Source organism: Microvirga ossetica (assembly GCF_002741015.1).
Taxonomy (GTDB): Bacteria; Pseudomonadota; Alphaproteobacteria; order Rhizobiales; family Beijerinckiaceae; genus Microvirga; species Microvirga ossetica.
The window spans coordinates 1,894,278-1,919,294 of record NZ_CP016616.1 but is presented as its reverse complement, the minus strand read 5'-3'; the positions used below and the strand labels follow the sequence as shown (position 1 = coordinate 1,919,294).

Genomic DNA, 25,017 nt, shown 5'->3' with positions numbered 1-25,017 from the left:
TGACGGCCCGCGCAAAAACTGATTTAAGAAGCCGTCTTCTGACCCGGATACTCTCATGTCGTCCATCGCCCTCCGCACCGCCCTTCCTTTCGACAAGGACAAGGTCGTCGAGCTGATCCACCGGCTCAACGTCTTCGAAGCCGATCTCGTCGGCGACCGGCGGCGCGATTACGGAGCGGCGGCGGAGTATTACGACGAGCTGATGCAGCGCCTGTCCCGGCGCAACGGCCGCATCGTCCTGGCGGAGACGGAAGGGGTCGTCGTCGGCGTCATGGGTTTCTCGCTCGATCAGGATGCCGCCTACGTGTCCGACGGCCTGCGCAACCACGGCACGGTGACGGACCTGATCGTGCATGACGACTGGCGCGGCCGCGGCATCGGCAAGATGCTGCTGGCCGAAGCCGAGCGCCTGACGAAGGAAGCGGGTCTGAAGCGCCTGTTCATCGGCGTCCTCGTCGCCAACGAGCGCGCCGAACGTACCTATCGCGCCTTCGGCTTCGAGCCCTACGTGTCGATCATGTCGAAGGACGTGTGAAGGGACGGGTAAGCCGTCCTGATTTCCTCGGCTTTATCGTCAGCTTTCAGCAATCGAGAAGCCCGAGGCTTTCCACATACAAAAGAAGCGCATGCAGGTCCGCATGCGCTTCCAGAAGTCTTTCGATGAGGCGCAGGTGCGTTCTCCCTCCCCCTTGTGGGGAGGGATTAAGGGTGGGGGTGTTGGCGCCGGAGCCTGATAGGCTATCGCTCACACCCCCACCTCCAACTCCTCCCCACAAGGGGGAGGAGGGTTTCCCGTGCTTTGCGAGTCAGACTCTCAAGAGCGGAACAGGCCGCCGCCCTGGAGGCGGGTCGAGCCCTGGCGGGCGACGCTGTTGCCGTTGTCGATGGCGAGCGCGTGCTGGTAGCTCTCGATCGCCTGCTGCCGGTCGCCCTTGCGCTCGTAGGCGACGCCGCGCCAGGCCCAGGAATTGGCATCCTTGGCATCGACGTTGAGGGCTGCGTTGAAGTCCTCGATGGCCTTGTCGAACTGGTTGGTCGCCACGAAGCTCTGGCCGCGGGCAGCGTAAGGCGCGCCGACGAAGGGGTTGCGGTCGATGGTGGCGTCGAAATCCAGGATCGCCTGCGGGTGCATGCCCTGGCGCTGGTAGAGCAGGCCGCGGGAATGGAGCGCTTCGGCGGATTCGGGCAGGAGGCGAGTCGCCATGTTCAGGTCGCTCAGCGCCTCCTGATACTGGTTCTGCGCCCGGTACAGGTTGGCGCGGCCGATATAGGCCGGGCCGTAGTTCGGATCGGCCTGGATCGCGCGGGAGAAATCGGCCAGCGCCTGATCGTTACGGTTCGTCTGGCGCAGGGCGAGCGCCCGGTTGGTGTAGGCTGGCGCGTAATTGGGATCGAGCTGTACCGCCTTGCCGAAATCCGACATGGCGCTGCTGTAATTGCCGACGCGGGCGTAAGCCGCGCCGCGGGTGTTATAGGCGCCCGGATCGTTCGGGTTGCGCTGGATCACGTCCGAGAGCGAGGAGATGTTGACGGTGCTCGTGCCCTGCGTGTCCTCTTCCACCACCGCGATGCGCTGGGCGGGGCCACTGCCCACGGTGCTGCAGGCGGAAAGGCCGAGGGCGACGAGGGTCAGGCTCAAGGGGGCAAAACGGCGAATCGATGGGGCGAACACCTTCGTCTCCAGCTTATCTACTCACGTACCAAGGAAGCGGCACTCTGGCGGGAAATCCTTAACAGCCGTGAAACAAGGCATCAAAAAGGCGCTGCCGCGCAAGAGGCCTGCCTATCGGTTCGGAGGCCAAGCCCCAGACATGCAAACAGCGCCCCGCTTCACGCGAAGGGCGCTGGTTCACAACCGATAGGCCAGCCTTGAGAAAGGCTTGCTCAGAAGAGCTTAGCGGGTCGTCGGGCGGGGCTTCGAAGGCAGCAGGCCTTCGCGCTGCATGCGCTTACGGATCAGCTTGCGAGCGCGGCGAACGGCCTCAGCCTTCTCGCGGGCCTTCTTCTCAGACGGCTTCTCGTAATGACCGCGAAGCTTCATCTCGCGGAAGATGCCCTCACGCTGCATCTTCTTCTTGAGAGCGCGGAGCGCCTGGTCGACGTTGTTATCCCGGACAAGAACCTGCACGCGAATTCCTCGTTTTGATCCGTTTCGATTGTGATAAAAAACAACGAGGCGCGTCATGCGCACCTCTCACTGGCCGGCGTCGATACCAGAAGAAGCCTTGCCTGTCCAGGGTTGCCCTTCAAGAAAAGCGCCGGTCAAGTGTGACAACGGCCCCGGTTTGAAAAGGTTCAGCCCTTCTCCGGAAAAACCCGCGTGACGTGTCCCATCTTGCGGCCCGCCCGGGCCTCGGCCTTGCCGTAGAGGTGCAGATGCGCCCCGGGCTCGGCCAGGATTTCCTCCCAGGCATCGGCATCGTGCCCGATCAGGTTCTTCATCTCGACCCGGCCGAGCCGGGCCGTCCCGCCGAGCGGCCAGCCGCAGACGGCGCGCACATGCTGCTCGAACTGCGAGGTCGCGGCGCCGCCCAAGGTCCAGTGGCCGGAATTGTGCACCCGCGGAGCGATCTCGTTGACCACGAGGCGCTCACCGCCGCCCGCGGTCACCAGGAACAGCTCGACCGCCAGGACGCCGACATAATCGAGCGCCTCGGCGATGGACCGGGCGATTCCGACGGCCTGCTCTTCCGTCGCATCCGAGACGCCCGCCGGAACCTGCGTGGTGTCGAGGATGTGGTGGCGGTGCTCGTTGGCGCACAGGTCATAGGCGGCAAAGGCGCCGGAGGCTGTGCGGGCGGCAACCACGGAAACCTCGCGCTCGAAGGGCACGAAGCCTTCGAGGATGGCGGCGGCGCGGCCGATCTCGTCCCAGGCGGCAACGGGGTCGGTCTCGGGCCGGATCATCACCTGTCCCTTGCCGTCATAGCCGAAGCGCCGGGTCTTGAGCACGGCCGGTCGGCCGATCCGCTCCAGCGCCGCAGCAAGCTCGGCCTCGTCCGAAAAGGTCTCGAAGGGAGCGACGTCGATGCCCAGGCCCGCGATGAAGCTCTTCTCCAGGAACCGGTCCTGCGACACGGCCAGCGCCTGGGCGTTGGGGGCGAGCAGGGCATGGGCGCTTAAGGTCGAGGCGGTCTCGCTCGGCACGTTCTCGAACTCATAGGTCACCACGTCGACCGCCTTGGCGAAGCGCACCAGGTTCGCCTCGTCCTCGTAAGCCGCGATGGTGATTTCGGTCGCCACCTCGAAGGCCGGGCTGTTTTCCTCCGGCGCATAGATGTGGGCCTTCAGGCCCAGCTGTGCGGCGGCCATGGCGATCATGCGGCCGAGCTGTCCGCCGCCGAGGATACCGAGGGTGCAGCCGGGACGGATCATCGGGTGGTCAGCCTTCGTTGGAGGGCCGCTCGGCCACGCTGTCGCTCTGGCGCTTGCGCCACTCGTCGAGGCGCTGGCTGAGGGCGGAATCGTGCAGGGCGAGGACGGCGGCGGCGAGAAGGGCTGCGTTCACGGCGCCCGCCCGACCGATGGCGAGCGTGCCGACGGGAATGCCGGCCGGCATCTGAACGATGGAGAGGAGGCTGTCCTCGCCCGACAGCGCCTTGGATTCCACCGGCACGCCGAAGACGGGCAGGGGGGTCATGGCAGCGGTCATGCCGGGCAGGTGGGCCGCGCCGCCTGCGCCGGCGATGATCACCTGGAAACCCTCCGCCTTGGCGTTCCTGGCGAAGGCATAGAGCCGGTCCGGGGTGCGGTGGGCGGAGACGATGCGGGCATCGTAGGCGATGCCGAGCGCGTCGAGGGTCTCGGCGGCATGGCGCATGGTGGCCCAGTCGGACTGGCTGCCCATGATGATGGCAATGGGGGTTCCCGTCATGGCGTGCTCCGGCATGAGGCCTTGATGTCCAGCGGGAATAGCGAAGCCGCCCGGGGCAGGCAAGGCCGTTCACCGCAAAAGGCTAGCGCATCGTGCGGAAAAGTGGATCCGGTTTTCCGCGCCGAACGATGCGCCGCTTAATGGACTGAGCATCGGATTGGATCCCAAAAGTGGGTCCACTTTTGGGGCCGATGCTCTAGGCTTCTGATGCTCTAGGCTTCTTATGCAATGATGTCGGGGGTGAGCTGATCCTCGAGCCGGATGATCACATCCTTCAGGGCGAGCTTGCGCTTCTTCAGACGCTGGACCTGCAGCTGATCCCCCGCAACCATGCTCTCCAGTGCGTCGATCGCCATATCCAGATCGCGATGTTCCTGCTTGAGGCGGGCCAAGTCCGCTTCCAGTTCAGCCAATTCGGTCATTTAAACTACCCAAGATGCCAGGTCGTTGTCGGCCGCCGGGCAAGAGGGGCGGAATTATGCTCTCGGGGCCTGTGGAGGGCAAGCATCTTCCATGGTCGATTCTTCGAATTTCGCCTTCGACTCGCCACACTCTCGCTGGCACAATTGCGCCGTCAGTAAACACATAGGAGGAACTGACATGCCGCTGCAGAATCACCTGACGGAACTGGAACGGAAGCATCGGGCTCTCGAGCGCGAGATCCAGGATACCCTTAACAGACCGTCGATGGATGACATGAGGCTGGCAGAACTCAAGCGAAGGAAGCTTCAGCTCAAGGACGAGATCGCAAGACTGAGAACCTCCGAAACGGCGGTGCACTAGCCGCGAGGTTCCTCGAGAATTCCCACACCAGGAAGCCGTCGCTTCACATCCGGGGCGACGGCTTTTTGCTGGCGAGGTCAGAACAAAGCGGCCGCGCCGTCATAGACAAGCTTTATCCCCACCAGGACCAGCAGCACATAGACGGCCGTGTAGAAGCTCTGGCCCGAGACGCGCCGCACGAGCATCACGCCGGCCCAGGTGGAGGCGATAGCCACTGGAAACAGGGCGCCCGCCGTTGCCATGTTCTCGACCGTGAACTGCCCGAGCGCCAGATAAGGCGGCACCTTGATCCAGTTGACGAGGGCGAAGAGCACCGCACCTGTGCCCACGAAGATATCCCGCGGCAGCCGCTGAGGCATGACATAGATCTGGAAGGGCGGTCCGCCCGCATGGGCGACCATGCTGGTGAACCCCGTCACCCAGCCCCAGAAGATGCCGCGCGGCACATCGGCCGGGGCAGGCTTCGGCGGGGTTTTGCGGCGCTCCACCACCATGCGGCGGACGGCGAAGGCCACGGAGATCAGGCCGACGGCCAGCTTGACCGCTGCATCGGAGACCTGGGCCGCCAGGAGATAGCCCGTCACGATGCCGGAGATGGCGCCGAGGAGCAGAATGATCACGTTGTGGCGGTCCCAGGTGTGCCGATAGGCCCAGACCGATACAACGTCCTGGACGATCAGGATCGGCAGGGTGATAGCCGCCGCCTGCACGGGCGATACCACGAGCGCCATCAGGGGCAGCGAGAGGGCGCCGAGGCCCGAGAAGCCGCCTTTGGCAAGCCCCAGCAGGATGACCGCTGGAACGGCGGCGGCGTAGAAAAGAGGATCGGTAATCACGAATGCACTCGCCGAAAGTCGACTCACCGAAAGTCGCGCCTGACCACGGCTTAGGGGCCTGCTACCACAGCAGGCTCTTGAAGTCTCATGCAGTGAACGCAACGGGGAGCGCCATGCCATCGACCCAAAGCCGCTATCGAGAGGTCTATGCCGGATGGCAATCCGATCCCGTGGGATTCTGGGAGGCGGCCGCGTGGGATATCGATTGGATCAGGCCGGCGGACAAGGTGTTCGACAGCCAAGCCGGCGTCTATGGGCGCTGGTTCGTCGGGGCTGAGTGCAACACTTGCTACAACGCGGTCGACCGGCATGTCGCCACGCGCGGCGACCAGGCGGCAATCATCTACGACAGCCCGGTCACCAACACGAAGCGCAGCATCACCTATGCCGAGCTGCAGGACGAGGTGGCGACGCTGGCCGCCGTGCTGCAGGAGATGGGCGTCGTCAAAGGGGATCGCGTCGTCATCTACATGCCGATGATCCCTGAGACCAGCTTCGCGATGCTGGCCTGCGCCCGCATCGGGGCGATCCATTCCGTGGTCTTCGGCGGCTTTGCGGCGAAGGAGCTCGCGACCCGCATCGACGACGCCAAGCCGAAGGTCATCCTCTCCGCCTCCTGCGGCGTCGAGGGCGCCCGGGTCATCCCCTACAAGCCGCTGCTCGACGAGGCGATCACGCTCTCCACCTCGAAGCCGGAAGCCTGCCTCGTCTTCCAGCGACCGCAGCTCGCATGCGCGCTTAACGACGGCCGCGACCGGGATTGGACGAGCGCCGTCGACGCCGCGCGGGCCGAGGGACGCAAGGCCGAATGCGTGCCGGTCGCGGCCACCGATCCGCTCTACGTGCTCTACACCTCGGGTACGACCGGCGTTCCGAAGGGCGTGGTGCGCGACAATGGCGGCCATATGGTCGCGCTCAAATGGTCCATGGGCCATTTCTTCGGCGTGAAGCCGGGCGAGGTGTTCTGGGCCGCCTCGGACGTCGGCTGGGTGGTCGGCCATTCCTACATCGTCTACGGACCGCTTCTCCACGGCTGCACGGCCGTTCTCTACGAGGGCAAGCCGGTGGGCACGCCCGATGCCGGCGCCTATTGGCGGGTGATCTCCGATCATGGGGTCGTGACGCTGTTCACCGCGCCCACGGCCTTTCGCGCCATCAAGAAGGAGGATCCGAAGGCGGAACTCCTGAAGACATACGATCTCTCCTCGTTCCGCGCCCTGTTCCTCGCCGGCGAGCGCGCCGATCCCGATACGGTGAAATGGGCCGAGGACATTCTCCGGGTGCCCGTCATCGACCATTGGTGGCAGACGGAGACCGGCTGGCCGGTGGCCGGCAACCCGCTGGGACTAGGAGCTCTCCCCGTGAAGCACGGCTCTCCCACGGTGGCGATGCCGGGCTATACCCTCGAGGTGCTGGACGAAGGCGGCAAGCCTGTCGCTCCCAACACCATGGGCGCCATCGTCATCAAGCTGCCGCTGCCGCCCGGGGCGCTGCCGACCCTCTGGCAGGCGGACAAGCGGTTCAAGGAATCCTACCTCTCGGTCTATCCCGGCTACTACAACACCTCGGATGCCGGCTATCTCGACGAGGACGGCTATATCTGGGTGATGGGCCGCACCGACGACATCATCAACGTCGCCGGCCACCGTCTCTCGACCGGCGGCATGGAGGAGGTGCTGGCCTCCCATCAGGCGGTCGCAGAATGCGCCGTGATCGGCGTGAAGGATTCGCTGAAGGGCGAGGTGCCGTGCGGCTTCGTGGTGCTGAAATCCGGCATCGACCGGCCGCCGGAAGAGGTGGAGGCGGAACTCGTGGCCCTGGTGCGCGACAGGATCGGGCCGGTGGCCGCCTTCAAGCTGGCGATCACCGTAGCGCGCCTGCCCAAGACCCGGTCCGGCAAGATCCTGCGCGGCACCATGAAGAAGATCGCCGATGGCGATGCGTGGTCGACGCCCGCCACCATCGACGATCCCATGGTCCTGACCGAGATCGGGGACGTGCTGCGAGCGAGGGGGCTTGTCGGAGCACGCGATGGAGCCTGAGTCGTGGCATTGGTGTCGGATGCCGATTTTATCCTACGGCCCGATTTCGCTGGCAGGAATGCCCTGGAGACCCCAATTCACCGGCTCAACCTCGATAAGGACCGTCTGGATGTCGCTCGCAGGCACTCCGAACGCGCCGAGCTCCTCCACGAGGGCTGCATAGAGGCGTCGCTTGATTTCCAGTGAGCGGCCAGGAAAGAGGGTGATTTCCACCATAACGTACGACGGCCCCTTGCCCTGTGGAGCGATCATGGCGCCGTCATCATGCTCCATCAGCCGGATGCATCCATGATCGCGAATCCCGAGGCCGGTTTGCAAAGCGCGTTGCACCGCTTCGACCACCTCACGTCGGCGAGGCTCGATCCAACCGCGGCGTGTGTCAATTCGGGTTGCTGGCATAGGGTCGAAACCTAATAACAGAGCTGTTCCAATCGCCATCATCTGACACCGCAGGAGCGCTGGCTAGAGCCTCGGACCGGAAATGAGACTCCTGGCTTCTGTGCGAGGCCGAGCTGTGATTCACTGCCTGGACTGGGAGGTGGATTATGGGTCATTGCTATTCCCTGGATCTGCGGGTGCGCGTCGCCGACTTTGTCGATGCAGGTCATTCCTGCCGGGCGGCAGCCCAGCACTTTGACGTCAGCGAGAGTTTCGCCATCAAGCTGGTGCAGCGGAAGCGGCGGTTCGGCTCGCCGGCACCGGCCCGGCAAGGCCGTCCGCCCGGACGCGGCAAGCTGGTGCCCTATGAGAGCTTCTTGATCCAGACGGTCGAGGCCGAGCCGGCCATCACCATGCCCGAGCTGGCCGCAAGGCTGCTGACTGAGCATGGGATCGTTGCGGCTCCCGCGATGCTCTCGCGCTTCCTGTGCCGGCACGGCTTCTCATATAAAAAAATGCCTGATGGCGGCGGAGTGCGCACGCGCCGATGTGCGGGATGAGCGCCGGGTCTGGCATGCCCAGCGCCAGCCGCGCATGCGCCAGGAGACGCACCGGCTGGTGTTCCTGGACGAGACGTATGTCAACACCAAGATGACGCGCCTGCGCGGGCGGAGCCGCAGGGGCCAGCGCCTACGCATGAAAGCTCCCTTTGGACACTGGAAAACCCATACCTTTCTGGCTGGGCTACGGTGCAACGAGTTGTGCGCGCCGTGGATCATCGATGGCCCGATCACCCGGTTGGCGTTCGAGGCTTACATTGAGACGCAGCTCGCGCCGACGCTGCGCAAAGGCGATGTGGTGATTCTCGACAACCTGGCTGTCCACAAGAGCGAGAAGGCCGCTCAGTGTCTGAAGCAACGCGGAGCCTGGTTCCTGTTTTTACCTGCTTATTCGCCTGATCTTAATCCAATTGAACAGGCCTTTGCCAAGATCAAAGCGCACTTGCGCAAGGCCGAGGCCCGAACGTTCGACGCGCTCTGGCGAGCGCTCGGTGAGATCTGCAACCTGTTCGAACCACAAGAGTGCTGGAACTACCTTAAGGCTGCCGGATATGCGTCCGTTTAACCGTCCGATGCTCTAGCGCATCGTGCGGAAAAGTGGGTCCACTTTTGGGTCCTGTGCTCTAGAACCGATATTGTGCATCGGGCGCCCATGGCCCTGGGCCGGACAGGATGCCGAAAGGTCGGAATGACAGGGCAATCGGACAATGACCTTCAGGCGAGCTTCGAGGTGCTTCTGGCACAGGTGCTCACGACGGATGAGAAGGCGCAGGAGCATGAAGCCTTGAAGAAGGCGCGCGGGTCGGCGCGCAGGCAGGCCGTTGCGGCAAAGGCGAGCTTCGAGCGCAATCGCGACAGGCCCGCAAAGCCGCGCAAGCGGCGTCCCAGGCGCCAGGGCTGAGCGTTAGCGCACCGGGCGTCAGCATTGGATCCGATTTTCCGCACGCTGCGCTAGACGATCCCGCAAACGAAAAGGCCCGGAGCGATCCGGGCCTTTTTGCGTGAACCTTACTCTTCGTCCTCGTCGGAGCGCTTGAGCTGCTTGAGCTTGGCGAAGACGGAGTTGACGTCGATCTTCTCTTCCTGGACCGGCTTCGGGCGGCTCATGTCGGCGAAGGGGTCGACCCGCTCCGGCGCCGTGGAGACTTCCGCTGGCATCAAGGTGCCGCCATGCTCCTGAACTTCCACATGCGGACGGTCCTTGGCGGCGCGCTGGACCTCGAAATCGAGATCGATCTGCGAGCACAGGCCGAGCGTCACCGGATCCATCGGGGAGAGGCTGGCCGAGTTCCAGTGAGTGCGTTCGCGGACCTGCTGGATCGTGGTCTTGGTGGTACCCACGAGGCGCATGATCTGCGCGTCCTTCAGCTCGGGATGGTTGCGCACTAGCCAGAGGATCGCGTTCGGGCGGTCATGGCGGCGAGAGACGGGGGTGTAGCGCGGCCCCTTCTTGACCCGCTTCTGCTCAGGCAGCTTCACCCGCGATTCGGCGAGCCGGAGGCGATGGTTCGGGTCACCTTGAGCCTTCTCGATCTCCTCGCGGGTCAGCTGGCCCATGGTGATCGGGTCCGAGCCCTTGATGCCTGCCGCGACTTCGCCGTCGGCAATGCCCTTCACCTCGAGCGGGTGGAGCTTGCAGAAATCGGCGATCTGGTCGAACGACAGGGATGTGTTCTCGACGAGCCAAACGGCTGTCGCCTTCGGCATCAGCGGTCCCTGGGACATGTAAGCGAACCTCCTTCAGGCCGGGCGCCGGCCAATCGGCGCCGCACGGCAAAACTCTCTCTCGCTCCGAACCGGTGCGGACCGGAGCATCTCGTCTCACGATGTGAGGGAAACGAGATGATTATAGGGATCGTGCCGCGATGTTGCAAATATTTGGAGCACCGGACGCGAAACCCAACCTCACCTGCGCCCGACGCGCGCTTTTTCGGCTCGCGCCAGCGTCCATCGCGCTGAACCCGGGCCGTTCGTGGGTCTCCCGACGCTAGAGGATGAGAACGATCTTGCCGATATGCTCGCCGCCATCCATGCGGGCATGGGCCTTGGCCACGTCGGCGAAGGCGAAGCGCGAATCCATCACCGGCCGGCACCGCCCCTCAGCCAACAGAGGCCAGACCTTGTCCTCGAGGGAGCGGGCGATCAGGGCCTTCTCCGCCGGCGGGCGCGGCCGCAGGGTCGAACCCGTATGGGTCAGGCGCTTGACCATCAGCCGGCGGAAATCGACCTCGGCCTTGGGTCCCTGGAGAAAGGCGATCTGCACGATCCGCCCGTCCTGGGCCGCGGCCTCGTAGTTGCGCGGGATGTATTCGCCCCCGACCATGTCGAGGATCACGTCGGCGCCCTGGCCTCCGGTCGCCTCTTTGACCGCCGCGACGAAATCCTGCGTCCGGTAATTGATGGCGATGTCGGCACCGAGCCGCAGGCAGGCGTCGCATTTCTCCTGGCTTCCGGCGGTGGCGATCACCCTGGCCCCGAAGGCCTTGGCGAGCTGGATCGCGGTGGTGCCGATGCCCGAGGTGCCGCCATGGACGAGAAGGGTCTCGCCCGGCTGCAGGCGGCCGCGGTCGAACACGTTGGTCCAGACGGTGAAATAGGTTTCCGGAACCGCGCCGGCCTCCTCGATGGACAGGCCGGCGGGGATGGGAAGCGCGTTGCTCTCGTGAACGACCGCATAATCCGCATAGCCGCCGCCCGGCACCAGGGCCATGACGGGTGTGCCGACGGGATATCGCGTGGCGTTCGGGCCGGCGGCCGCCACGTCGCCGGCGATCTCGAGCCCGAGGATGTCGGGAGCGCCGGGAGGAGGGGGATAGCCACCCTGGCGCTGAATCACGTCAGGGCGATTCACGCCCGCCACCTTCACGCGGACCAGGATTTCGCCCTCCTTCGGTTGGGGAACGGGACGCTCGACGACCTTCAAGACGTCCGGCCCGCCGCTGCCTTCGGCGACGACTGCCCGCATCATGTTCGGAAGTTGCCCCATTTTTCCCTCCTTTGGCCAACAATCTCCCCCGGATATAGGCTCCGTTGGCAAGGAAAACACGCCGGACTAAGTTGACGACGAACCGCTGAAGAGGAGAACGCAATGGCCTTCGATCCCTTCGCCGATGAGCCGCGCAAGATCGTGCGCGGACATGAGATCGGCCAGGACCTCTCACTGCTCTCCATCGACGAGCTCGATGAACGGGTCGAGACGCTGGAGCGCGAGATCGCCCGCCTCAAGGAAGCGAAGGCCGGCAAGGAAAGCTCCCTTGCGGCCGCGAGCGCCTTCTTCAAGCTGGGGCAGGACTGACGCGGGTGTAACGGGGAAACGTCCTTAACGGCCCGTTAACCATTCTCGGCTAGGAATGAGGGCGTCCGGAGCCTTCTCCCGGATGCCGAGTGGCTTTGAAGCCCACTCTGTTTGACGCTTCCCTGTTAGACTTGAAGAGCCGCCCGAGAGCGGCTCGATTTTTGTCGGATTCGGGCTTAACCTTAAGAAGAGGTTACCGAGGCAAGCCTTGCCTGTCCGTCCTATAATCGTCCCATGAATTGAACAGACCTCCGGCCCGTTACGGCGGAGTGCAGTCCCTGGGAGATGTGCGTGAACGAACCCGACGTGATCCAGCTCGACGTCGATCCTGTCCGGTTCGGGCAGAGTTTCGTGGGTTCCGACGCCTTCAAGGCCCTGTTCCAGGAGGGCATGGAGCTCGTCGAGGAGACGGCGGCCTATCTCGACGGCGCGGGCCGCGAGGAATCGCGCCACCTGTCGCGCCAGGCGAGCCTCGTCTATGCCAGCGAGAGCATGCGCCTCACCACCCGCCTGATGCAGATCGCTTCCTGGCTCCTGCTGCAGCGCGCCGTGGCTGAGGGGGAGATCTCGGCCGACCAGGCCCAGACCGAGAAGAGCCGCGTGCGGCTCAATGCGTCCGACAGCGCCACGACGATTGCCGAATACGAGGCGCTTCCGGAGCGCCTGCGCGAGCTCATGGGCCTCGCGACCCGGCTCCACGCCCGCATCCTGCATCTCGAACGGCTCATCGCCGAGGCCGGGGCGGAAGGCCGGCCCTCGGCCCAGAATCCGGTCGCGGCCCAGCTCGGCCTGCTGCAGCGGGCTTTCGGCCCAGCGGAGTGAGAAGCAACGAAAAAGCCCCGCCGAAGCGGGGCTTTTTGCAGTCCTGTCTGAAACGATCCGCGTCGCGGATTACTTCTTGGCGCCGAGGCCCAGGTTGCCGAACTTCGAGTTGAAGCGCGACAGACGACCGCCGCGGTCGAGCAGCTGCTGCGTGCCGCCGGTCCAGGCCGGGTGGGTGTTCGGGTCGATGTCGAGGTTGAGGGTGTCGCCCTCTTTGCCGTAGGTCGAGCGGGTCGTGAACTCGGTGCCGTTGGTCATGACCACCTTGATGAAGTGGTAATCGGGATGATCGGTTTCTTTGCGCGCCATTGCCATAGTCCTTCTTGCGGCCAGCCAAGCCTGGTCAGCCCGCAGCGTAGATCGAGCCTGAATTGATGAATGCGCGCCTATACCTCACTTAAGACCTTGAAACAAGCCGGGGCAAAGGTGCTAAACCCTGCCGCAACGAGATTTCCCGGAAACGAAGGGTGTCATGGCCGATTTCTCCGAAGGGCAGACCCGCCCCAAGGCTGCGCTGAGCGCCTTGAAGCCGCTCATTCCCTATGGCCTCGCCTACAAGGGCCGGATCGCGGCGGCGCTGGCGGCTCTGGCTATGGCCTCTGCGGCAACGCTGGTCGTGCCCGTGGCGGTGCGCCGGGTGATCGATTTCGGCTTTTCCGAGCAGGGCCGGGCCTACATCAATGCCTATTTCGTCCTGCTGATCATCGTGGTGGGCGTGCTCGCCCTGGCGAGCGCGCTGCGCTATTACCTCGTCATTACCCTCGGCGAGCGGGTGGTGGCCGATCTGCGCTCTGCCGTCTTCCGGCATCTGACCTCCCTCGATCCCGCCTTCTTCGACCAGACCCGGAGCGGTGAGATCGTGTCGCGGCTCACCGCGGACACGACCCAGGTCAAGGCGGCTTTCGGGGTCAGCATCTCGATCGCCCTGCGCAACCTCTTCCTCTTCCTGGGCGCCACCGTGCTCATGATCATCACGAGCCCGAAGCTCTCCGCCCTGGTGCTGCTCGCGATACCCGTCATCGTCCTGCCCCTGGTCTTCTCGGGACGGGCCGTGCGACGCCGCTCACGAGCGGCGCAGGACCGGCTTGCCGATGCCTCGGCCTATGCGGCAGAGGCCATCGGCGCGGTGCGGACCATGCAGGCCTTCGGCATGGAGCGCCTCACCGCCTCCCGCTTCACCGCCGCCGCCGAGGAGGCATTCGACGCGGCACGGCTTTCCACCACCATGCGGGCCCTCCTTACGGGTGCCGGCATCTTCCTGGTCTCGGCGAGCGTGGTGGGCGTACTCTGGTACGGAGCGCAGGACGTGCTGGCGGGCGAGATGACCGGCGGGCGCCTGTCGCAATTCGTTCTCTACGCCGTCTTTGCCGCGAGCTCCCTCGGCCAGCTGTCCGAGGTCTATGGCGAGCTCGCCCAGGCGGCCGGCGCCGCCGAGCGCCTCGGTGAGATCCTCGCCGCCAAGCCTGCGGTCGAAGCGCCCCGCAATCCCAAGCCGCTGCCCAACCCGCCCCTCGGCACGGTGGCCTTCCAGGACGTGCATTTCTCCTATCCGACCCGCTCCGAGCAGCGGGCTCTGCACGGCCTGAGCTTTGCCGTTTCCTCCGGCGAGCGTGTCGCCATCGTCGGACCCTCCGGCGCCGGCAAGAGCACGATCCTGCAGCTGCTGCTGCGCTTCTACGATCCGCAGGGCGGCACGATCTGGGTCGATGGCGTGCCGGTCGCCGAGGCCGATCCCTTCGCGCTGCGCGCCCGCATGGGCCTGGTGCCGCAAGAACCGACGATCTTCGCCGAGAGCGTGCTCGACAACATCCGCTACGGCCGCCCCCAGGCGGCGGAAGAGGACGTGCGCCGGGCGGCCGAGCTCGCCTCGGCCGACGGCTTCATCCGGGCCATGCCGCAGGGCTACGAGACCATGATCGGCGAGCGCGGCGTGACCCTGTCGGGCGGCCAGCGCCAGCGCCTCGCCATCGCCCGGGCGATCCTGAAGGACGCGCCCATCCTGCTCCTCGACGAGGCGACCTCGGCGCTGGACGCGGAGAGCGAGCGCAAGGTCCAGACGGCCCTCGATCGGCTGATGGAAGGCCGCACCACCCTGGTCATCGCCCATCGGCTCGCCACCGTACGCTCCGCCGACCGCATCCTGGTGATGGACCAGGGCCGGATCGTGGAGGAGGGGACCCACGAGGCGCTCCTCGCCCAGAGCGGCCTCTATGCCCGGCTGGCCCGGCTTCAGTTCACGGCCGACGAGGAGCATGTCGCGGCTGCGGAGTAGCCATTGCCCTAAAAAGATGCACCTCCGCGGGCTGACTTCCTCCGAGCTACTCCCATTTGATTTCCATTAAGCCGAAACGGGCGCTTGGGACCGGCAGGGAGGAGGCATGGTCGTGAGCAGGCGGCATCCGCAGGATTCCCCCCGCATCAACATGTATGAGGCCTGGGACCTGCAATATTGGTCGAACCGGTGGAACGTCCCGCGGCAGAGACTCGTGGACGTCATCCGGCGCGTCGGCGACCAAGTCGAGGATGTCGCCCAGGCACTGGGGAAGAATTAGCCGACGATCACTCGGCCATCGTCTCGCCGGAGCCGCCAAGTTCGGCCGGAAAATCCTTCAGCTTGGGCAATCCGTCCCGCATGGGCAGCACCGTCTCCGCATAATTGACATGGACGGCGGGGACGAAAGCCAGCGTTGGAATCGTTGCGGCATACACGTCCACGACGCCCCAAAGCGGGTGCCTGTTCATCAGGTGCCCGCCGCATTTCGCGCAATATTGACGCTGGCTGCGCTCGGTCTTCTGGAATGTGGCGACATGCTCTTCCCCGGATGTGATCCGCACGGCCTCCGGCTTCCAGAGGCTGAAGGCATTCACGGGCCCGGCGGACCACGAACGGCACGATTGGCAATGGCAGTAGCCCATGGCCTCGGGGTCTCCATCGACCTCCACTGTGACTGCGCCACAAAAACAGCTTCCCAGGTGCGTCATGGTTCATCCCTTCAGGTTTGCCCCATCACAGACAGCCGGCAGATGCAGGAGAATGACACGAAGACGGGTCAAGCGAACCGGCCAGCGGTCCTGCCATCATAAACCGAACCGCGGCACCATTATAGGCAACGATGCGAGTGGCCGACGTGACGGACGACACCTCCTCGACGTGCATCCTCAAAATCGACATGCTGGGTGCATGACAACTTTGTACCCACCCATCGAGCCCTACGAGACCGGCATGCTCGATGTCGGCGACGAGCATCGCATCTATTGGGAAGTATGCGGCAATCCCGATGGAAAGCCTGCTCTGGTTCTCCATGGCGGTCCCGGCTCCGGCTGCACCGTGAATGCGCGGCGCTACTTCGATCCGAAGGCCTATCGCATCGTGCTGTTCGATCAGCGCGGGAGCGGGCGCAGCACGCCGCATGCGAGCGTTCCCGATGTCGATCTTTCGACCAACACGACAGGGCATCTGCTCGCCGATATCGAGCGCCTGCGGCAGCATCTCGGGATCGGGCGCTGGCTGGTGCTCGGCGGATCCTGGGGCTCGACCCTGACGCTCGCTTATGCCGAAGAGAATTCCGAGCGCGTGAGCGAGATGGTTTTGTTCAGCATCGCGACCACCACGCCTTCGGAAATCGACTGGATCACCCGGGGCGTCGGCATGTTCTTTCCCGAGGCTTGGGAGCGCTTTCGCGACAATGTCCCGTCGGCAGAGAGGGAGGGCAATCTCGCCGAGGCCTATCACCGGCTCCTCATGCATCCCGACCCCGCCATCCATGAAAAGGCGGCACGGGCTTGGTGCGACTGGGAGATGGCCATCGTCGCGGTCCATCCCGGTCACACCCCGCACCCCCGATACGAGGATCCGGCGTTCCGCTTAGGGTTCGCACGACTGGTGACCCATTACTGGCGGCACCGGGCCTGGCTCGATGATGGGGTTCTCCTGCGCGGTGCAGGTCGTCTCGCCGACATTCCCGGCATCCTGATCCACGGCCGGCTCGATATCGGCGGACCGCTCGTCACGCCCTGGCAGCTTCACCGTTCATGGCCGGGGAGCGAGCTGATCGTCGTGAGCGAGGCGGGACACGATGCGCGCGATCCGGGAATGACGGAAAGCATTGTCGCCGCGACGGACCGGTTCGCGTGACTCAGCGCTCCGTCAGTTTCAGCTCGATGCGCCGGTTGCGGGCGTAAGCCTCATCCGTCGTGCCGTTGTCGAGGGGCTGGAACTCGCCGAAGCCGGCGGCGACGAGGTGCTGGGGCTGGACGCCGCGGGCGATGAGCGCCTGCACCACGGCGATGGCGCGGGCGGAGGACAGGGCCCAGTTCGACGGGAAGTGCGACGTCGCGATGGGCCGCTGGTCGGTGTGGCCGTCGACGCGAATCACCCAGGGGATGTCCGGCGGCACCTGACGCTCCAGCTCGACCAGGGCGGAGGCGATGCGGTCGATCTCCCCTGAGGCCTCCGGGCGCAGCATCGCCTGGCCGGCCTGGAAGAGCACCTCCGACTGGAACACGAAGCGGTCGCCGACGATGCGCACGTCGGGGCGGGTGCCGAGGATCTGCCGCAGGCGCCCGAAGAAGTCGGAGCGATAGCGGGCGAGTTCCTGCACCCGCTGCGCGAGGGCGACGTTGAGGCGGCTGCCGAGATCGGCGACGCGGGCCTGGCTTTCCCGGTCGCGGTTCTCGGAAGCCGAGAGGGCCTCTTCGAGCGCCGCAAGCTGGCGGCGCATGGCGAGGATCTGCTGGTTGAGGATCTCGACCTGGCTGAGCGCCCGGCCGGTCGTCTGGCGCTCGGTCTCGAGCTGGGTGTTCAGCTCCCGCGCCTGGGCCTGAACGGAGCCGCCGGTATCGAGAAGCGCCTGCAGGCGCGCGCGCTCGGCCTCGTTGGCGCGCAAGGTCGTCTGCAGCGAGGTGACGGACTCCTCGATATTGCGCCGGTTCGAGCGCTCGAGGGAGAGAAGGTCGGTGAGCTCGGAGATCTGGCGGTTCAGCCGGTCGAGCACCGTGTCGCGGCCGGACAATTCGCGGGAGAGGAAGAACTGGCCGACCGTGAAGACCGAAATGAGGAAGATGATGGCAAGCAGCAGCGTGGACAGGGCGTCCACGAAGCCGGGCCAGTAATTGATCTGCCCCCCGCGCCCGCGCCTACGTCCTCCAGCGCTCGAGACCGGCATCAGGGCAGCCTTTCACGGGAGAGGCGGTCGAGAACCTGCTTCAGCTCCTTCTCGCGGGTGGCCTGCGCCTCGACCCAGTCGCGGATCATCTGCTGCTCCGCCCGCATGTGCTGGACGAGGCCCTGCACGCCTTCGGCGAGGTTCGCCATGGCCTGGGTCGCCGCCCGTCCGCCGGCGCCGTCGTTGACGGCGGCGGTCAGGCGGTTGAGGGCGATGGCCAATTCCTGCGGGGTGCCGGTGCGCAGGGCAGGCTCGGCCGGCGTGTCCATGGTGGAGGTGGCGAGCCAATCCTCCAGCTCCGTGTAGAAGCGGTTCTGGGCCTGGCCGGCCTGGAGGTCGAGAAAGCCGAGGACGAGGGAGCCGGCGAGGCCGAAGAGGGAGGCCGAGAAGGACAGGCCCATGCCCTGCAGGGGGCCGGCGAGCGAGTTCTTCAGCTCGTCGAACAGGACCGCGGAATCCTGACCGGTCCTCAAGGAGGAGATGATGCGGCCGACCGAGCCCACCGTGTCGATGAGGCCCCAGAAGGTGCCGAGCAGGCCCAGGAACACGAGAAGGCCGGCCAGATAGCGCACGATCTCGCGGCTCTCGTCGAGGCGCGCGCCGATCGAATCGAGGACGGAGCGGGTCGCGGCGATCGAGAAGCCGGACTGGCCGGGGCGGCTGCCGAAGAGGGCGGCCAGCGGCGCAAGCAGCACCGGCGGGTTGGGGGCGGCGATTTCTTCCTCGCCCGGCCGCTGGTCGTTGACCCAGCGCACCTCGCGAAACAGGCGCCCGACCTGCCGGATCGCCAGCAGGATGCCGATGAACATGACGCCGAGAATCAGGGCGTTGAGGCCGGGATTGGCCTGAAAGGCCTCCCAGATCTGCCGATAGAGGATGAAGGCAACGAACGCTGCCAGAAGCAGAAAGACCCCCATGCGGATGAGGTAGATCCACGGTGGGGTAAGGGGGCGATCCGCCATCTCTATCCTGTGCCTTGGTGCTTCGGGGCGGATCCAATGTGACCGCGCCCGTCCGAAGGATCAAGCGCGACCATGGTGCTCTGCAACCTGCGCGAACAGAAATATCGGCCGGGGCTACCCCTTTGCCTTCTTCAGGAGCTTGAGCAGTTCGCGGTGCATGATCTCGTTGCCGCAGGCGATCGAGCCCTTGGTGAGCGGGTCGCCGCCGCCATCCGCGTCGGAGACGAAGCCTCCGGCCTCACGGATCAAGAGAATGCCCGCGGCGACGTCCCAGGAATTGAGGCCGCGCTCCCAATAGGCATCGAAGCGCCCGCAGGCCACATAGGCGAGATCGAGGGAGGCTGCGCCCCAGCGGCGCATGCCGCCCACATAGGCCATCACGGAGGCTGCCTCGCGCAGATAAAGGCCGTGATCGCCCTTGCCGATATGGGGCAGGCCGTTGGCCACCACCGCATCGGCGAGATCGCCGCGGGCGGCGACGCGGATGCGGCGGTTGTTGAGATAGGCGCCCTTGCCGCGCTCGGCGATGAAGAGTTCGTCCTTGGCCGGGTCGTAGATCACGCCGGCAACGATCGTGCCGTCGCGCTCGAGGCCGACGGAGATCGCGAATTGCGGCAAGCCGTGCAGGAAGTTCGTGGTGCCGTCGAGCGGGTCGATATGCCAGCGATGGCTCGGATCGGTGCCCTCGACGATGCCTTCCTCCTCCATGATGAAGCCATAGCCGGGGCGGGCCTTCTCCAGCGCCTCGCGCAGGATCTTCTCCGCCTTGCGGTCGGCGGCGGTGACGAAGTCGCCGGGGCCTTTGCGGGAGACCTGCAGGTTCTCGACCTCGCCGAAATCGCGCTTCAGGGAGCGCGAAGCCTTCATCACGGCATCGGTCATGACGGTCATGAGGGGCGAGCGGATCATCGTACAGGTCCTGGCAAAGAGCGGTTTTCAAAAGAGAAGTGGTCGATGGACCACGGGAGGGTTTGCGTCAAGCGGTGGATCAACCGGGCCAAGGCGCAATTGATCCAAAAGGCTTCAGGTTTTACGCGTTTAGCGCATGCCGAGGCGTTCGGCGGCCAATTTCTCCGCGCGGGTGCGCTCGTCGGCGGTCAGGTCCTTGAAGGCATTGTCGAGCCACGGGTCGCTGAGGCCCTGGGCGGCGGCGAGGATATGCCAGGCGGCGGCATCGACCCTGTTGGCGGGCACGCCGCGGCCGGCGACGAGAAGGCGTGCGAGGCGGTTCTGGGCGATGGCGTTGCCCTTGGCGGCGGCGCGGCGGAAATAGCGCGCGGCCTGGGATTCGCTCGCCGGAACTCCGTCGCCGTTGAAGAGCAGGATCGCATATTCCACCTCGCCGACCGAGCTGCCGTTGCGCGCGGCGCGCTCGAACAGGCGGGCGGCTTCCTGCGCATTCGAGGCGACGCCCCGTCCCTTGAGATAGAGCACGCCGAGCGCATGCTGAGCGTCCGGGATTTCCGCCTCCGCCGCCTTCTTCAACAGATCGACGGCCTTTTGCAGATCCGCGTCGCTGCCGCTGGTCAGCAGGAGCAGGCCGAGGTTGTGGGAGGCCACGGGGCTGCCCTTGGCGGCGGCCTCTTCCAGCCAGGCGCGGCCCTGCGCCTGATTCTTCGCCATGCCGCGCCCGTCGAGCGCCATGAGGCCGAGGGAGGCGAGCGCATTGGCATCGCCGCGCTGCGCTGCTAGGCGATACCATTCGGAGGCCTTCTTCGGATCGATCGCGACGCCCAGGCCCTGGTTGTATAGCTCGCCCAGAAGGGTCATGGCGGCGGCATCGTTGTTGTTCTTCTCCAGTCGCAGGTTCGCCTCGCGGAACGCCGTCAGATAGAGGCCGCGCTGGTAGGCGCCGTAGGCGAAATCGGGCTGTGCCGCATGGCTCGACGTCGCGGAGACCGCGAGAAGGACGCCGCCGATGATCCAGGACGACCGCATCAGCGCGAAGCCTCCTGGCGTTCCAGAATCTCGGCTGCTGCCTTCACGGCCGCCGCCGGCCCCTCCGGATGGGTCCAGACCGCATCGCTTAAGCCGATGAACTCGGCCTGCGTCGCGGCGAGCGGTGCGACGGCGTCCAGGCTTGGCGCGAAGGCGACGCAGGGTGTCTCGAAGATCTCGGCCCACCATGACGCCCGCTCGACCACGCTCTCCAGGGAGGGCAGGGACCCGTCGGGACGGGGCTCGCCGAAGAGCAGGTAATCGGCCCCGGCCTCTCCGAGGCCCATGGCGTCGTCCTTGCTGCGGATCGCGCCGGCTCCGATGGCGCGCTCCGATTTCAGCCGCTCGCGCAATTCGCGCAGGCGGGCAGGATCGCCGGGGATGTGGACGCCGTCGGCACCGCCCCTTGCGGCCACATTGGCGAGATCCGCCTTGGCCTCGGAGGCGACGATCACGGCCGCCCCATGCTCCTGCGCCGCGGGGGCGAGGGCCTTCACCAGGTTGGTCAGACCGCGCTCGTCGGCCGGCGCCAGCCGCAGCAGGACGGCCGCGACAGCACCGGTCGCGCAGGCCTCGGCGAGCCGTGGCGCGAAGGAGGCGTCGTCCAGGACGGGGGTGATGAGATAGAGGCGGGCGGCGGTATCGGCCATGGGTCCAGGTCACGAGATGAGGAAAGACAGCGTTCCCATAGCGAAAACGGGGCCATCTTGCGAGGCCCCGCTTGTCGATCACGATTGAGGCGAATGTTGAGTCCGACCGCATCTTTCCCTCCCCCTTGCGGGGAGGGGTGGGGGTGGTGCGACCGGGTGAGCGATCAACCAATTCAGACGCTGTAGCAACCTTCATGCTTCTCGAATGAAGCACCCCGCTTTGACTTTCCGACCCCACCCTCAATCCCTCCCCGCAAGGGGGAGGGAAGAGAGGCGGAGTCCGGAAGCCCTCTTTACTCCGCCGCCTGACGGCTTGCGGCGAAGGTCGGGTCGAGCTCGCCGGAGGCGTAGCGCTTGGCCATCTCGGCGAGCGTGAAGACACGCTTGATCTTCGAGGCCTGGCCGGCGGTGTTGAACTCCTGCAGGCGCTGTTTGCAGAGCTTCGTCATCGCCTCCATGGCGGGCTTGAGGTACTTGCGCGGGTCGAACTCGCCCGGGTTCTCGGTCAGGACCTTGCGGATCTGGCCGGTCATCGCCATGCGGTTGTCGGTGTCGATGTTGATCTTGCGCACGCCGTGCTTGATGCCGCGCTGGATCTCTTCCACCGGCACGCCCCAGGTCGGCTTCATCTGGCCGCCGTACTGGTTGATGATGTCCTGCAGGTCCTGCGGCACCGAGGACGAGCCGTGCATCACGAGATGTGTGTTCGGGAGCTTCTTGTGGATCTCCTCGATCACGTTCATCGCGAGGATCGCACCGTCGGGCTTGCGGGTGAACTTGTAGGCGCCGTGCGAGGTGCCCATGGCGATGGCGAGCGCATCGACCTTGGTCTCGGCCACGAACTTCACGGCCTCGTCGGGATTCGTCAGCAGCTGGTCGTGCGAGAGCTTGCCCTCGGCGCCATGGCCGTCCTCGGCCTCGCCTTCACCGCTCTCCAGCGAGCCGAGCACGCCGAGCTCGCCTTCCACCGAGATGCCGCCGAGATGGGCCATCTCGACCACCTTCTTGGTGACGCCGACATTGTAGTCCCAATCGCCCGGGGTCTTGCCATCGGCCTTGAGCGAGCCGTCCATCATCACCGAGGTGAAGCCGGCCTGGATCGCGGTCATGCAGGTGGAGGGCTCGTTGCCGTGGTCGAGATGCACGCAGACCGGGATATGCGGATAGATCTCGGTGACCGCGTCCATCATGTGCTTGAGCATGACGTCGTTGGCATAGGAGCGCGCACCGCGCGACGCCTGGATGATCACCGGCGCATCGACCTCGCTCGCCGCTGCCATGATCGCGAGCGCCTGCTCCATGTTGTTGATGTTGAAGGCAGGCACGCCATAGCCTTGCTCGGCTGCGTGATCCAGAAGCTGCCTCATGGTGATGCGGGCCATTTCGTCCTCCTTATTGGGCGCTGGCTTTTAAGCGCACCGAAACTGAACCGTAGCTTAAGCGATGTTTCCGACGCGCTTCCCGAACGAGGAAGGGTTAGTCCCTTGCCCGGAAGAGCTTTTAGGCTCTCAGCGCGTCCACGCCGGGCAGGGGCTTGCCCTCGAGCCATTCGAGAAAAGCGCCGCCTGCGGTGGATACATAGGTGAAGCTGTCGGCAACGCCAGCGTGGTTGAGCGCCGCCACCGTATCGCCGCCGCCGGCGACCGAGACGAGCTTGCCGTCCTTGGTGCGTTGCGCCGCATGCCGGGCCGCGGCCACCGTGCCCTGGTCGAAGGGCGGGATCTCGAAGGCACCGAGCGGGCCGTTCCACACCAGCGTCGCCGCATCGTTGATCGCAGACGAGATGCGCTCGACCGATTGCGAGCCGACATCGAGGATCATCTGGTCCTCGGGGATCGCATCGATCCCGTAGGTGTGGTTGTGCGCGCCCGCCTTGAACTCGTAGGCGCAGACGCCGTCGACGGGCAGGATGATGGCGCAGTTGGATTCGCGCGCCTTTTCGATGATGCGCATCGCCGTCGCCGCGAGATCCTTCTCGGCGAGGGACTTGCCGACACCGAGGCCGGTGGCGTGGATGAAGGTGTTGGCCATGCCGCCGCCGATGACGAGGGCATCGACCTTGGTGACAAGGTTTTCGAGCAGGTCGATCTTGCTGGAGACCTTGGCGCCGCCGACGATGGCGACGAGAGGGCGCTTGGGCGCCTCCAGGCCCTTCGTCAGGGCGTCGAGCTCGGCCTGCATGGTGCGGCCGGCGTAAGCGGGCAGCACGCGGGCGAGGCCCTCCGTCGAGGCATGCGCCCGGTGCGCCGCCGAGAAGGCATCGTTGACATAGAGATCGCCTAGCGTCGCCAGTTCCTTGACGAAGGCCGGGTCGTTCTTCTCCTCGCCCGGGTGGAAGCGGGTGTTCTCGAGAAGAAGCACGTCGCCGTCTTTCAGGGCGCTAACGGCCTTGGCTGCGGCCTCGCCGATGCAGTCATCGGCGAAGGCCACGGGCTTGTTGAGGTGCTTTGCGACCGCTTCCGCGACAGGCTTCAGGGATTCCTTCAGGTCGCGTCCCTTCGGGCGTCCGAAATGGGCGAGAAGGATCACCTTTCCGCCCTTGTCCGCAATCTCCCGAATGGTGGGAAGGACGCGCTCGATGCGCGTCGCGTCCGTCACCCTGCCGTTCTCCATCGGGACGTTGAGATCCACCCGGACGAGAACGCGTTTTCCCTTGACGTCGGCCTGGTCGAGCGTGCGGAAGGCGGTCATGAAGCGGCCTCCCTTAGATGAGCTTCGCCATGGCGACGGCGGTATCCGCCATGCGGTTCGAGAAGCCCCATTCGTTGTCGTACCAGGACAGCACGCGCACGAAGTTGCCTTCCATCACCTTGGTCTGGTCGAGGTGGAAGACCGAGGAATGCGGATCGTGGTTGAAGTCGGACGAGACGTTCGGCTGGTCGGTGTAGCCGAGAATGCCCTTGAGCGGGCCGTCGGCGGCAGCCTTGATCGCCGCGTTGATCTCTTCCTTTGAGGTGTTCTTCTTGGCGACGAACTTGAAGTCGACCACGGAGACGTTCGGGGTCGGCACGCGGATCGAGGAGCCGTCGAGCTTGCCGTTGAGGTCGGGCAGGACGAGGCCCACCGCCTTGGCGGCGCCGGTCGAGGTCGGGATCATGTTCAGGGCCGCCGCGCGGGCGCGGTAGAGGTCCTTGTGCATCTGATCGAGCGTCGGCTGGTCGTTGGTGTACGAATGGATCGTCGTCATGAAGCCTTTCTCGATGCCGACCGCATCGTGAAGCACCTTCGCCACCGGGGCGAGGCAGTTCGTGGTGCAGGAGGCGTTCGAGATGACCACGTGGTCCTTCGTCAGCTTGTCGTCGTTGACGCCGTAGACGACCGTGAGATCGGCGCCGTCGGCCGGGGCCGAGACGATGACGCGCTTGGCGCCGGCGGTCAGATGCGCCGAAGCCTTCTCCTTCGAGGTGAAGATGCCGGTGCATTCCATGGCGATGTCGACGCCGAGCTCGCGATGCGGCAGGGTCGCCGGATCCTTGATCGCCGTGACGCGGATCTTCTTGCCGTTGATGACCAGGAACTCGCCGTCGACCGCGACGTCGGCCGGGAAGCGGCCGTGCACGGAATCGAAGCGGAGCAGGTGAGCGTTCGTCTCGACCGGTCCGAGATCGTTGATGGCAACCACCTCGATGTCCTTGCGGCCGCTCTCCACGATGCCGCGGAGGATGTTGCGTCCGATGCGACCGAATCCGTTGATCGCGACCTTCACCGTCAT

At 65.4% G+C, this 25,017-nt stretch carries 28 protein-coding genes and 1 pseudogene; 10 read left to right on the top strand and 19 right to left on the bottom strand.

Annotated features, from left to right (window positions below; all coding sequences use genetic code 11):
* The first annotated feature begins 55 nt into the window (after nucleotides 1-55).
* Nucleotides 56-535, top strand: coding sequence for a GNAT family N-acetyltransferase (locus BB934_RS09025; RefSeq protein ID WP_099509333.1), 480 nt, complete (start codon nucleotides 56-58; stop codon nucleotides 533-535).
* A 279-nt stretch (nucleotides 536-814) separates the two neighbouring features.
* On the opposite strand, the gene BB934_RS09020 is transcribed toward BB934_RS09025, so the two are convergent.
* From BB934_RS09020 to BB934_RS09000, 5 genes are all read right to left on the bottom strand, one after another.
* Nucleotides 815-1,672 carry a tetratricopeptide repeat protein gene (locus BB934_RS09020; RefSeq protein WP_099509332.1) on the bottom strand — a complete coding sequence of 286 codons (858 nt, stop codon included), beginning with the start codon at nucleotides 1,670-1,672 and terminating at the stop codon, nucleotides 815-817.
* 222 nt (nucleotides 1,673-1,894) lie between these two features.
* The gene (rpsU, locus tag BB934_RS09015) at nucleotides 1,895-2,128 is read right to left on the bottom strand and encodes a 30S ribosomal protein S21 (protein ID WP_036355008.1); all 234 of its coding nucleotides are present in this window, start codon (nucleotides 2,126-2,128) and stop codon (nucleotides 1,895-1,897) included.
* 167 nt (nucleotides 2,129-2,295) lie between these two features.
* Entirely contained in the window at nucleotides 2,296-3,375 is a 1,080-nt protein-coding gene (locus BB934_RS09010) for a 5-(carboxyamino)imidazole ribonucleotide synthase (RefSeq protein ID WP_099509331.1), read from the bottom strand.
* A 7-nt stretch (nucleotides 3,376-3,382) separates the two neighbouring features.
* Nucleotides 3,383-3,889, bottom strand: coding sequence for a 5-(carboxyamino)imidazole ribonucleotide mutase (gene purE, locus BB934_RS09005; RefSeq protein WP_099509330.1), 507 nt, complete (start codon nucleotides 3,887-3,889; stop codon nucleotides 3,383-3,385).
* Nucleotides 3,890-4,095: 206 nt separating this feature from the next.
* The gene (locus BB934_RS09000) at nucleotides 4,096-4,296 is read right to left on the bottom strand and encodes a YdcH family protein (RefSeq protein ID WP_099509329.1); all 201 of its coding nucleotides are present in this window, start codon (nucleotides 4,294-4,296) and stop codon (nucleotides 4,096-4,098) included.
* Nucleotides 4,297-4,474: 178 nt separating this feature from the next.
* On the opposite strand from BB934_RS09000, the gene BB934_RS08995 reads away from it, so the two are divergent.
* On the top strand, nucleotides 4,475-4,657 hold the full coding sequence (locus BB934_RS08995) for a YdcH family protein (RefSeq protein ID WP_099509328.1): 183 nt from the start codon (nucleotides 4,475-4,477) through the stop codon (nucleotides 4,655-4,657).
* 77 nt (nucleotides 4,658-4,734) lie between these two features.
* Here the strand turns inward: BB934_RS08995 and BB934_RS08990 are convergent, their stop codons facing one another.
* Nucleotides 4,735-5,493 (bottom strand): sulfite exporter TauE/SafE family protein, encoded by a 759-nt coding sequence (locus tag BB934_RS08990; RefSeq protein ID WP_099509327.1) that lies wholly within the window; start codon nucleotides 5,491-5,493, stop codon nucleotides 4,735-4,737.
* A 113-nt stretch (nucleotides 5,494-5,606) separates the two neighbouring features.
* Between BB934_RS08990 and BB934_RS08985 the strand changes: the two genes are divergently transcribed.
* Complete coding sequence (locus BB934_RS08985; RefSeq protein ID WP_099509326.1) at nucleotides 5,607-7,535, top strand: propionyl-CoA synthetase; 1,929 nt, start codon at nucleotides 5,607-5,609, stop codon at nucleotides 7,533-7,535.
* A gap of 33 nt (nucleotides 7,536-7,568) precedes the next feature.
* Here the strand turns inward: BB934_RS08985 and BB934_RS08980 are convergent, their stop codons facing one another.
* Nucleotides 7,569-7,877 (bottom strand): tautomerase family protein, encoded by a 309-nt coding sequence (locus BB934_RS08980; protein WP_237050224.1) that lies wholly within the window; start codon nucleotides 7,875-7,877, stop codon nucleotides 7,569-7,571.
* A 203-nt stretch (nucleotides 7,878-8,080) separates the two neighbouring features.
* Here BB934_RS08980 and BB934_RS08975 point away from each other — a divergent pair.
* Nucleotides 8,081-9,038: pseudogene (locus BB934_RS08975) on the top strand (IS630 family transposase).
* 123 nt (nucleotides 9,039-9,161) lie between these two features.
* On the top strand, nucleotides 9,162-9,374 hold the full coding sequence (locus tag BB934_RS08970; protein WP_099509324.1) for a hypothetical protein: 213 nt from the start codon (nucleotides 9,162-9,164) through the stop codon (nucleotides 9,372-9,374).
* A gap of 107 nt (nucleotides 9,375-9,481) precedes the next feature.
* On the opposite strand, the gene BB934_RS08965 is transcribed toward BB934_RS08970, so the two are convergent.
* Nucleotides 9,482-10,198, bottom strand: a complete 717-nt coding sequence (locus BB934_RS08965) for a DUF1013 domain-containing protein (RefSeq protein WP_099509323.1) — start codon at nucleotides 10,196-10,198, stop codon at nucleotides 9,482-9,484.
* 262 nt (nucleotides 10,199-10,460) lie between these two features.
* Complete coding sequence (locus BB934_RS08960) at nucleotides 10,461-11,459, bottom strand: NAD(P)H-quinone oxidoreductase (protein ID WP_099509322.1); 999 nt, start codon at nucleotides 11,457-11,459, stop codon at nucleotides 10,461-10,463.
* 102 nt (nucleotides 11,460-11,561) lie between these two features.
* On the opposite strand from BB934_RS08960, the gene BB934_RS08955 reads away from it, so the two are divergent.
* Together BB934_RS08955 and rcdA are read left to right on the top strand one after the other, a co-directional pair.
* A complete protein-coding gene (locus tag BB934_RS08955; RefSeq protein ID WP_099509321.1) occupies nucleotides 11,562-11,768 on the top strand; it encodes a DUF1192 domain-containing protein in 207 nt (68 codons plus the stop codon).
* A gap of 285 nt (nucleotides 11,769-12,053) precedes the next feature.
* Complete coding sequence (gene rcdA / locus BB934_RS08950) at nucleotides 12,054-12,590, top strand: protease adaptor protein RcdA (protein ID WP_418294736.1); 537 nt, start codon at nucleotides 12,054-12,056, stop codon at nucleotides 12,588-12,590.
* A 69-nt stretch (nucleotides 12,591-12,659) separates the two neighbouring features.
* Here the strand turns inward: rcdA and rpmE are convergent, their stop codons facing one another.
* Entirely contained in the window at nucleotides 12,660-12,899 is a 240-nt protein-coding gene (rpmE, locus tag BB934_RS08945) for a 50S ribosomal protein L31 (protein WP_099509319.1), read from the bottom strand.
* A 163-nt stretch (nucleotides 12,900-13,062) separates the two neighbouring features.
* Here rpmE and BB934_RS08940 point away from each other — a divergent pair, with 163 nt between their 5' ends.
* The gene (locus tag BB934_RS08940) at nucleotides 13,063-14,862 is read left to right on the top strand and encodes an ABC transporter transmembrane domain-containing protein (protein ID WP_099509318.1); all 1,800 of its coding nucleotides are present in this window, start codon (nucleotides 13,063-13,065) and stop codon (nucleotides 14,860-14,862) included.
* 112 nt (nucleotides 14,863-14,974) lie between these two features.
* Nucleotides 14,975-15,142, top strand: coding sequence for a DUF3606 domain-containing protein (locus tag BB934_RS08935; protein ID WP_157934102.1), 168 nt, complete (start codon nucleotides 14,975-14,977; stop codon nucleotides 15,140-15,142).
* Between the two features lie 7 nt (nucleotides 15,143-15,149).
* Here BB934_RS08935 and BB934_RS08930 read toward each other — a convergent pair whose 3' ends face one another.
* Nucleotides 15,150-15,572 (bottom strand): GFA family protein, encoded by a 423-nt coding sequence (locus BB934_RS08930; protein WP_099509316.1) that lies wholly within the window; start codon nucleotides 15,570-15,572, stop codon nucleotides 15,150-15,152.
* 199 nt (nucleotides 15,573-15,771) lie between these two features.
* Here BB934_RS08930 and pip point away from each other — a divergent pair, with 199 nt between their 5' ends.
* On the top strand, nucleotides 15,772-16,725 hold the full coding sequence (gene pip, locus BB934_RS08925) for a prolyl aminopeptidase (protein WP_099509315.1): 954 nt from the start codon (nucleotides 15,772-15,774) through the stop codon (nucleotides 16,723-16,725).
* Between the two features lies 1 nt (nucleotide 16,726).
* On the opposite strand, the gene BB934_RS08920 is transcribed toward pip, so the two are convergent.
* From BB934_RS08920 to gap, 8 genes are all read right to left on the bottom strand, one after another.
* Complete coding sequence (locus tag BB934_RS08920; RefSeq protein ID WP_099509314.1) at nucleotides 16,727-17,755, bottom strand: peptidoglycan -binding protein; 1,029 nt, start codon at nucleotides 17,753-17,755, stop codon at nucleotides 16,727-16,729.
* Nucleotides 17,755-18,717, bottom strand: coding sequence for a flagellar motor protein MotA (locus BB934_RS08915; RefSeq protein ID WP_099509313.1), 963 nt, complete (start codon nucleotides 18,715-18,717; stop codon nucleotides 17,755-17,757). Before BB934_RS08915 ends, BB934_RS08920 begins: the two co-directional genes overlap by 1 nt.
* A gap of 114 nt (nucleotides 18,718-18,831) precedes the next feature.
* Nucleotides 18,832-19,626, bottom strand: coding sequence for an inositol monophosphatase family protein (locus BB934_RS08910; RefSeq protein WP_099509312.1), 795 nt, complete (start codon nucleotides 19,624-19,626; stop codon nucleotides 18,832-18,834).
* Nucleotides 19,627-19,755: 129 nt separating this feature from the next.
* Nucleotides 19,756-20,655: a tetratricopeptide repeat protein gene (locus BB934_RS08905; RefSeq protein WP_099509311.1), complete on the bottom strand. Its 900-nt coding sequence runs from the start codon at nucleotides 20,653-20,655 to the stop codon at nucleotides 19,756-19,758.
* Complete coding sequence (locus BB934_RS08900) at nucleotides 20,655-21,305, bottom strand: thiamine phosphate synthase (RefSeq protein ID WP_099509310.1); 651 nt, start codon at nucleotides 21,303-21,305, stop codon at nucleotides 20,655-20,657. Before BB934_RS08900 ends, BB934_RS08905 begins: the two co-directional genes overlap by 1 nt.
* 293 nt (nucleotides 21,306-21,598) lie before the next feature.
* Nucleotides 21,599-22,687, bottom strand: coding sequence for a class II fructose-bisphosphate aldolase (gene fba, locus BB934_RS08895; RefSeq protein WP_099509309.1), 1,089 nt, complete (start codon nucleotides 22,685-22,687; stop codon nucleotides 21,599-21,601).
* A gap of 118 nt (nucleotides 22,688-22,805) precedes the next feature.
* Nucleotides 22,806-23,996, bottom strand: coding sequence for a phosphoglycerate kinase (locus BB934_RS08890; protein WP_099509308.1), 1,191 nt, complete (start codon nucleotides 23,994-23,996; stop codon nucleotides 22,806-22,808).
* Nucleotides 23,997-24,009: 13 nt separating this feature from the next.
* Entirely contained in the window at nucleotides 24,010-25,017 is a 1,008-nt protein-coding gene (gene gap, locus BB934_RS08885; RefSeq protein ID WP_099509307.1) for a type I glyceraldehyde-3-phosphate dehydrogenase, read from the bottom strand.